The organism is Rhizobacter sp., assembly GCF_031412075.1.
Classification (GTDB): Bacteria; Pseudomonadota; Gammaproteobacteria; order Burkholderiales; family Burkholderiaceae_C; genus Rhizobacter.
In genome coordinates this window covers 1-5,902 of the sequence record NZ_JANOCG010000461.1, presented here as the reverse complement: position 1 = coordinate 5,902, position 5,902 = coordinate 1, and the positions used below count along the sequence as shown (strand labels likewise).

At 65.6% G+C, this 5,902-nt stretch carries 6 protein-coding genes; 4 read left to right on the top strand and 2 right to left on the bottom strand.

What is annotated here, in order from left to right; genetic code table 11:
- The 3 genes from RMO40_RS17535 to RMO40_RS17525 form a co-directional block, all read left to right on the top strand.
- A partial coding sequence (locus tag RMO40_RS17535; protein ID WP_309724193.1) for an efflux RND transporter permease subunit occupies positions 1 to 1,494 on the top strand: 1,494 nt, incomplete at its 5' end.
- Positions 1,495 to 1,581: 87 nt separating this feature from the next.
- Positions 1,582 to 1,962 carry a hypothetical protein gene (locus RMO40_RS17530; RefSeq protein ID WP_309724191.1) on the top strand — a complete coding sequence of 127 codons (381 nt, stop codon included), beginning with the start codon at positions 1,582 to 1,584 and terminating at the stop codon, positions 1,960 to 1,962.
- Complete coding sequence (locus RMO40_RS17525) at positions 1,962 to 3,017, top strand: DMT family transporter (protein ID WP_309724190.1); 1,056 nt, start codon at positions 1,962 to 1,964, stop codon at positions 3,015 to 3,017. Before RMO40_RS17530 ends, RMO40_RS17525 begins: the two co-directional genes overlap by 1 nt.
- Positions 3,018 to 3,123: 106 nt before the next feature.
- On the opposite strand, the gene selD is transcribed toward RMO40_RS17525, so the two are convergent.
- A complete protein-coding gene (gene selD / locus RMO40_RS17520) occupies positions 3,124 to 4,194 on the bottom strand; it encodes a selenide, water dikinase SelD (protein WP_309724189.1) in 1,071 nt (356 codons plus the stop codon).
- Positions 4,191 to 5,156 carry a selenoneine biosynthesis selenosugar synthase SenB gene (senB, locus tag RMO40_RS17515; RefSeq protein ID WP_309724187.1) on the bottom strand — a complete coding sequence of 322 codons (966 nt, stop codon included), beginning with the start codon at positions 5,154 to 5,156 and terminating at the stop codon, positions 4,191 to 4,193. The genes selD and senB overlap by 4 nt, the downstream gene beginning before the upstream one ends.
- A gap of 31 nt (positions 5,157 to 5,187) precedes the next feature.
- On the opposite strand from senB, the gene RMO40_RS17510 reads away from it, so the two are divergent.
- A partial coding sequence (locus RMO40_RS17510; RefSeq protein ID WP_309724195.1) for a DinB family protein occupies positions 5,188 to 5,902 on the top strand: 715 nt, incomplete at its 3' end.

Sequence of the window (5,902 nt, the reverse complement as noted above, 5' to 3'; positions counted from 1 at the left end):
GGTGGGGTGGCCGTGGTGATCGCGGCTGCGACCATTCCGTTCTTCCCGCGCACCTTCCTGCCCGCGTTCAACGAGGGCTCCCTGGTGCTGTCGCTGATGTTCAACCCGGGCACCTCACTCGCCGAAGCGAACCGCATGGGCAGCGTGGCAGAAAAGCTCATCACACAGGTGCCCGAGGTCGTGCAAGTCGGGCGCCGCACCGGGCGGGCCGAGCTGGATGAGCACGCCGAAGGGGTGCACTCGAGCGAGATCGATGTCGACCTGAAACGCTCTGACCGAAATCGAGAACAGGTGATGGCGCACATCCGCGCCGAACTCGCCTCGCTGCCCGCCGCGGTGGCCATCGGTCAGCCCATCTCGCACCGCTTAGACCATTTGCTGTCGGGCGTGCGCGCGCAGATCGCCTTGAAGATCTACGGCGATGACCTGGATGGGTTGAGAGGCGTCGCAGAGCAGATGCGCAAAGAGCTCGCGGGTGTGCCAAGCCTGGTCGACCTCACCGTCGAGAAGTTGGTGTTGATTCCGCAGATCAGCGTTCGCGTCGACTATCAAAAGGCCGCGCAAGCGGGCCTGACGCCGGCCGAGGCGGTGCGCACGCTCAAAGCGCTGACCGATGGTGCGCACGGCGCCGAGATCGTGGACGGTGCCCGCCGCTACGATCTGGTGCTGCGCTTGCCCGACGACAAGCGGTCGCCTCAGGATCTGGCCGCCGTGTTGCTGGACACACCTTCGGGCCGCATCCCGGTGTCCAGCATCGCCACCGTTGAAGAAACCGATGGGCCGAATCAGATCGGCCGGGAGAACGGCCGCCGGCGCATCGTGGTGTACGCCAACACCGACGGCACAGACATGTCCCAGGTCATTGCCGACATTCGAGCGGTGATCGCCAAAACGCCCTTGCCCACAGGCACCTTCGTGAGCCTGGAGGGCCAGTTCCAGGCGCAGGAACAGGCCACCCAACTCATCGTCTTGCTGTCACTGGTGTCGCTGTCGATGATGTTCATGGTTCTTTACTCGCGCTACAAATCTGCGGTGCTGGCCGGCCTCATCATGGCCAACATACCGCTGGCTTTGGTGGGCAGCGTGGTCGCGATGTGGCTGGCCGGCGTGTCGCTGTCGGTGGCGTCGATGGTCGGCTTTGTCACGCTCGCAGGCATCGCCACACGCAACGGCATTCTGAAGATCAGCCACTACATCAACCTGTGCCGGTTCGAAGGCGAGACTTTCGGTCACGCGATGATCGTGCGCGGTTCGCTGGAGCGGTTGACACCGGTGTTGATGACTGCGCTCGTGGCCGCATTCGCACTGGTGCCCTTGCTGCTGGCGGCCGACTCTCCGGGCAAGGAGATCCTGCACCCGGTGGCGGTGGTGATCTTCGGCGGGTTGATCAGCTCGACGCTGCTCGACACGCTGCTGACGCCGCTCGCTTATGCCTGGTTGGGTGAACCCGCTACGCGCAGGATTCTTTCCGAGGCATCGGATGAAACGTATTGATGTTGACCTTGGATCGTGTGCACCGAGAAGCACCACGAGGCGTTGTGAAACTGATCACAGGCGATGTGCCTGACTGAAGGGGTAGACATGTCGAAGATGAAGTTCCTGCAACTGTTGATCGCGACTGCCACGTTGTTATCGGCAAATGCTGCACTGGCACACGGGCCGAAGGCAGCCAAGTTCGGCGGCACGGTGGCCACGGCAAGCGACCTCGTGTTCGAGCTGGCAACGCAAGGCGACACCGTGACCGTGTACATCGATGACCACGGCACGCCACTTTCCACGGCCGGGATGAGCGGCAAGCTGACCTTGTTGAAGGGGGCAGAGAAGAGCGAAGCCGACTTGGTCGCGGCGGCCCCGAACAAGCTCGAAGCCAAGGGCCTGAAGCTCAGCCCCGGCACCAAGGCCGTGGCGGTTGTGACGCTCGCTGACAAGAAGGTGGTCACGGTGCGGTTCAAGGCCAACTGATGATCGATCCGACCCAGCACCACCCGGCGCTGCGGGGCGGGGTTCTGGCGCTGACGGCCGCCGTGCTGTTTGGCGTCAGCACGCCGCTGGTGCAGCGTTTCGGTGCCGGCCTCGGAAGCTTTTCAACCGCGGCACTGTTGTATGCGGGCGCAGCGCTGGTGGGCGCACTGCTGCGCCGGCCGATCGAGCGCGAGGCGCGTGTTCAGCGGAGCGACTTGTCCCGCCTTATGCTGATGGCGCTGTTCGGTGCCGCCATTGGGCCGGTGGCGCTGGTATGGGGCTTGCAGCGCACCAGCGGAGCCAGTGCCTCCTTGATGCTGACGCTGGAGGCGGTGTTCACGGCCGGGCTGGCGCGGCTGTGGTACCACGAGACGCTGGATCGACGCGTGATCCTCGCGATGGCATTGCTCACCTTGGGTGGCATGGTGTTGGTGCTCGACCGCGCCGAAGCCGGCAGTTCCCAGGTGGTCGGGATTCTGGCGGTGATGGTGGCAACCGCGGCCTGGGGCGTGGACAACACGCTGTCGCGCGGCGTTGCCAACCGAGACCCTGGGCAGGTGGTGATGCTCAAAGGCGCGTTGGGCGCTTTGGCAACCACGCTGCTTGCCGTGGGCTTCGGTGAAAACTTGCCAACATGGTGGCAGGCATCGGCTCTGTTCGCTGTGGGTGCGACGGGATACGGGCTGAGTCTGCGCTTCTACCTGCTGGCCCAACGCGCTTTCGGCGCCACTCGCACGGGTTCGGTCTTCGCCTTCGCACCGTTCGTCGGTGCGGCGTTGGCCTTCGCGTTGGGTGCGCGCGACGGAGGCACCTGGATGCTGGCGGGTGCGGTGCTCATGGTGTCAGGCATCTTGCTGCATCTGGCCGAAAGCCACGGGCATGAGCACGTGCACGAAGCGACAGAACATGAGCACGCTCACCGTCACGATGACGGGCATCACACCCATCATCATGAGCTCGCCCCACCGGGGCCTCACAGCCACCCGCACAGCCACGAGCCGGCTCGGCATGCCCATCCTCATGTACCTGACGAGCACCACGCTCACCGTCATTGACCGGTCGATCGTCCTCGAAAGCGTCCGTACGAACTCGGGTCTCACCGACCGTGGGTGCGACAACGACAGATTGCACGCAGTTGGATTGACGCGATTGCGTGCGGCCTCAGCGCACCAGCAGGCCGCTCCCGCGAGGCCCGTTGGCCACCACTTCACCGATCTCGGCCGCCGCCTCGAACCCGTGACGGCGGAACACGGCCATGACGTCTGCCACCGCGTTGGCGTCGCAAGACACCAGCAGTCCGCCGCTGGTCTGCGGATCGGTCAGCAGCGCCTGGTCGATGGCTGAGAAGCCGGATGGCAGCTGCACGTCGCTGCCGTACCCATGCCAGTTGCGCCCAGACGCGCCGGTGACCATGCCTCGCTCGGCCAACTCGCGCACCTGCGGCAGCAGGGGCACACGGGCCCAGTCGATCGCGACCGTGGCCTTCGCGCCACGTGCCAGCTCCAGCGCGTGGCCCGCCAGCCCGAAGCCGGTCACATCGGTCAGCGCATGCACGCCTGCCATGGCCGCTAGATCGGGCCCGGGCGTATTGAGCTGGGTGGTGGTGGCGATCATCTGTGCGTAGCCCTCGGCCGAGAGTGACTCCTTCTTGAGCGCTGCCGACAAGACGCCCACGCCGATCGGCTTGCCCAGCACCAGCCGGTCGCCGGGCCGCGCATCAGCGTTGCGCTTCACGCGCTTGGGGTGCACCACGCCGAGTGCCACCAGCCCGTAGATCGGCTCCACCGAATCGATGGTGTGGCCGCCCGCGATGGGGATGCCCGCTGCACGGCAGACCGACTCGCCGCCTTCGAGGATCTTGGCGATCACCTCGGTCGGCAGCACGCTGATCGGCATGCCGACGAGCGCCAGCGCCATGATCGGCTTGCCGCCCATGGCATAGACATCGCTGATGGCGTTGGTGGCGGCGATGCGCCCGAAGTCGAACGGGTCGTCGACGATGGGCATGAAGAAGTCGGTGGTGGCGATCAGCGCGATCTCGTCGGTCAGCTGGTAGACGGCCGCGTCATCGGCGGTCTCGATCCCGACCAGCAACTCCGGTGGCATCGGCATGCGGTTGGTGTTCTTCAGGATCTCGCTCAAGACGCCTGGCGCGATCTTGCAGCCGCAGCCGCCACCATGCGAGAGCGAGGTCAGGCGGGGTGTGGGGGGTGAGGCAAGGGGTGTGCTCATCGGGTGTTCTCCAGCAGGTCATGGACCAGGGCAAGCAGTGTGGCGCGCTCATGCTCGGGCTTGAAAAGAGGCGCGCGCGTTGCGCATTGGCCGCCCAGTTCTTGCAGTATCGCCGGCTGGTCGCGGCAACGTTTGATCAGCGTGGCAAGCCCTTCGGCATCGCCCGGTTCGAAGTAGCCGCCGTAGTCGGCCCCCAGCATGCCGACGTTGCCGGAGATGCGTGTGGCCAGCACGGGGGTGCCGCTGCAAACCGCTTCCATCACCACATGGGCGCCACCCTCCATGCGACTGGTATGGACCAGCACGTGCGCACTCTGAATGCGGCCGCGTGTCGTTTCGTGCGGCAGGGCGCCCAGCCACCGATAGTGGGGGCAGCTCTGTTGCAAGGCCTGAGCTTCCAGGCCCAAGGCGGGGTCGAGTGCGTCGCCGATGTGGTCGAGCAGGATGTCGTGCCGGCTCGCCAGCCGGCGTGCGGCCTCGAAGTAGGTCTGTGGTGCCTTCTCTTCGCGCAGGTGACCCACCATCACGCAGCGTAGGTGCTGCGCCGTCTTGGCCAACGGCACGCGCGTCGTGGTCGACTGGAAACACACGACGGCCTTGGCTCGGTGCTGCTCGGGCAGGTCGTCGATGGCGCGCTCGTGCAGCACGATCAGCCGATCGGCGAGCCCCAGCGAATGCTGGGCGGAGGCGTCGACGTGGATGTCGCGGTACAGGTCGGTGCCCGTCAGTACCACGGCCAGGGGATGCCCGGGCCGCTGGCTCGCCCAGCGCTCGATGGAAGCAACCGAGCGGCGTGCGTGCAACGCCACCAGCAGCTCGGCCGGCTCACCCCGCCACTGATCCACCAACCCCACGAGGTACTGGGATCGCAACATCTGCGACCATCGCCGGGCGGTCTGCCAGTTGCCATTGTTGGCGCTGGCGAGGGCGGGTGTCACGATGCAGATCGGGGGGCGAGGCATGGGCTCGGTTATACCGGCAGTCGATTTGAAGGTGAAGGGTGAGGCAGCTGTGTCGATCGATATGCGAGGCGCGGGCCCCGATGTGCTGGATCAGGCATTCCGCACCGGACGCGAGCAACTGCTCGCCCTGTTCGATGGGTTCGAGCGCGCGCTCGGGCCCGAAGGCTTGCACGTGGCGTTCGACCCGGTCCTGAACCTACCGCTGTGGGAGTTGGGCCACATCGGCTGGTTCGAGGAGCACTGGCTGTCGCGCAACACCGATTGGCGGCGCGGCCTGGCCTTCGATCCGGCCTTGCCACGTTGCGCGTCGGTGTTGGCCGGCGCCGATGGGCTGTACGACTCTTCCAACGTGCCCCACAGGCAACGATGGCAGCTCGCGCTTCCGAGCGTGTGCGCCACGCGGGACTACCTCGCCGAGGTTCGCCAATCCACGCACGCGCTGCTGCAACAAAGCGCTGACCATGATGACGATCTGTATTTCTTCCGTCTCGTGTTGATGCATGAAGACATGCACCGCGAAGCCTGGCACTTCATGGCGCAGCAGTTGGGCATCGACCTCGGGCCGGCGATGAATGGCCGTTCGCCGAAGGCTTCGAGCGTGCAAGGTGAGTTGCAGGTGCCGGCCGGGCGCTATCAGCTCGGGTCAAAGGGCCCGGGATTTGCCTTCGACAACGAACTCCACGCTCACGCGGTTGATTTGGACGGTTTCTCAATCGATCGCGCGCCTGTCTCATGGGCCCGGTTTC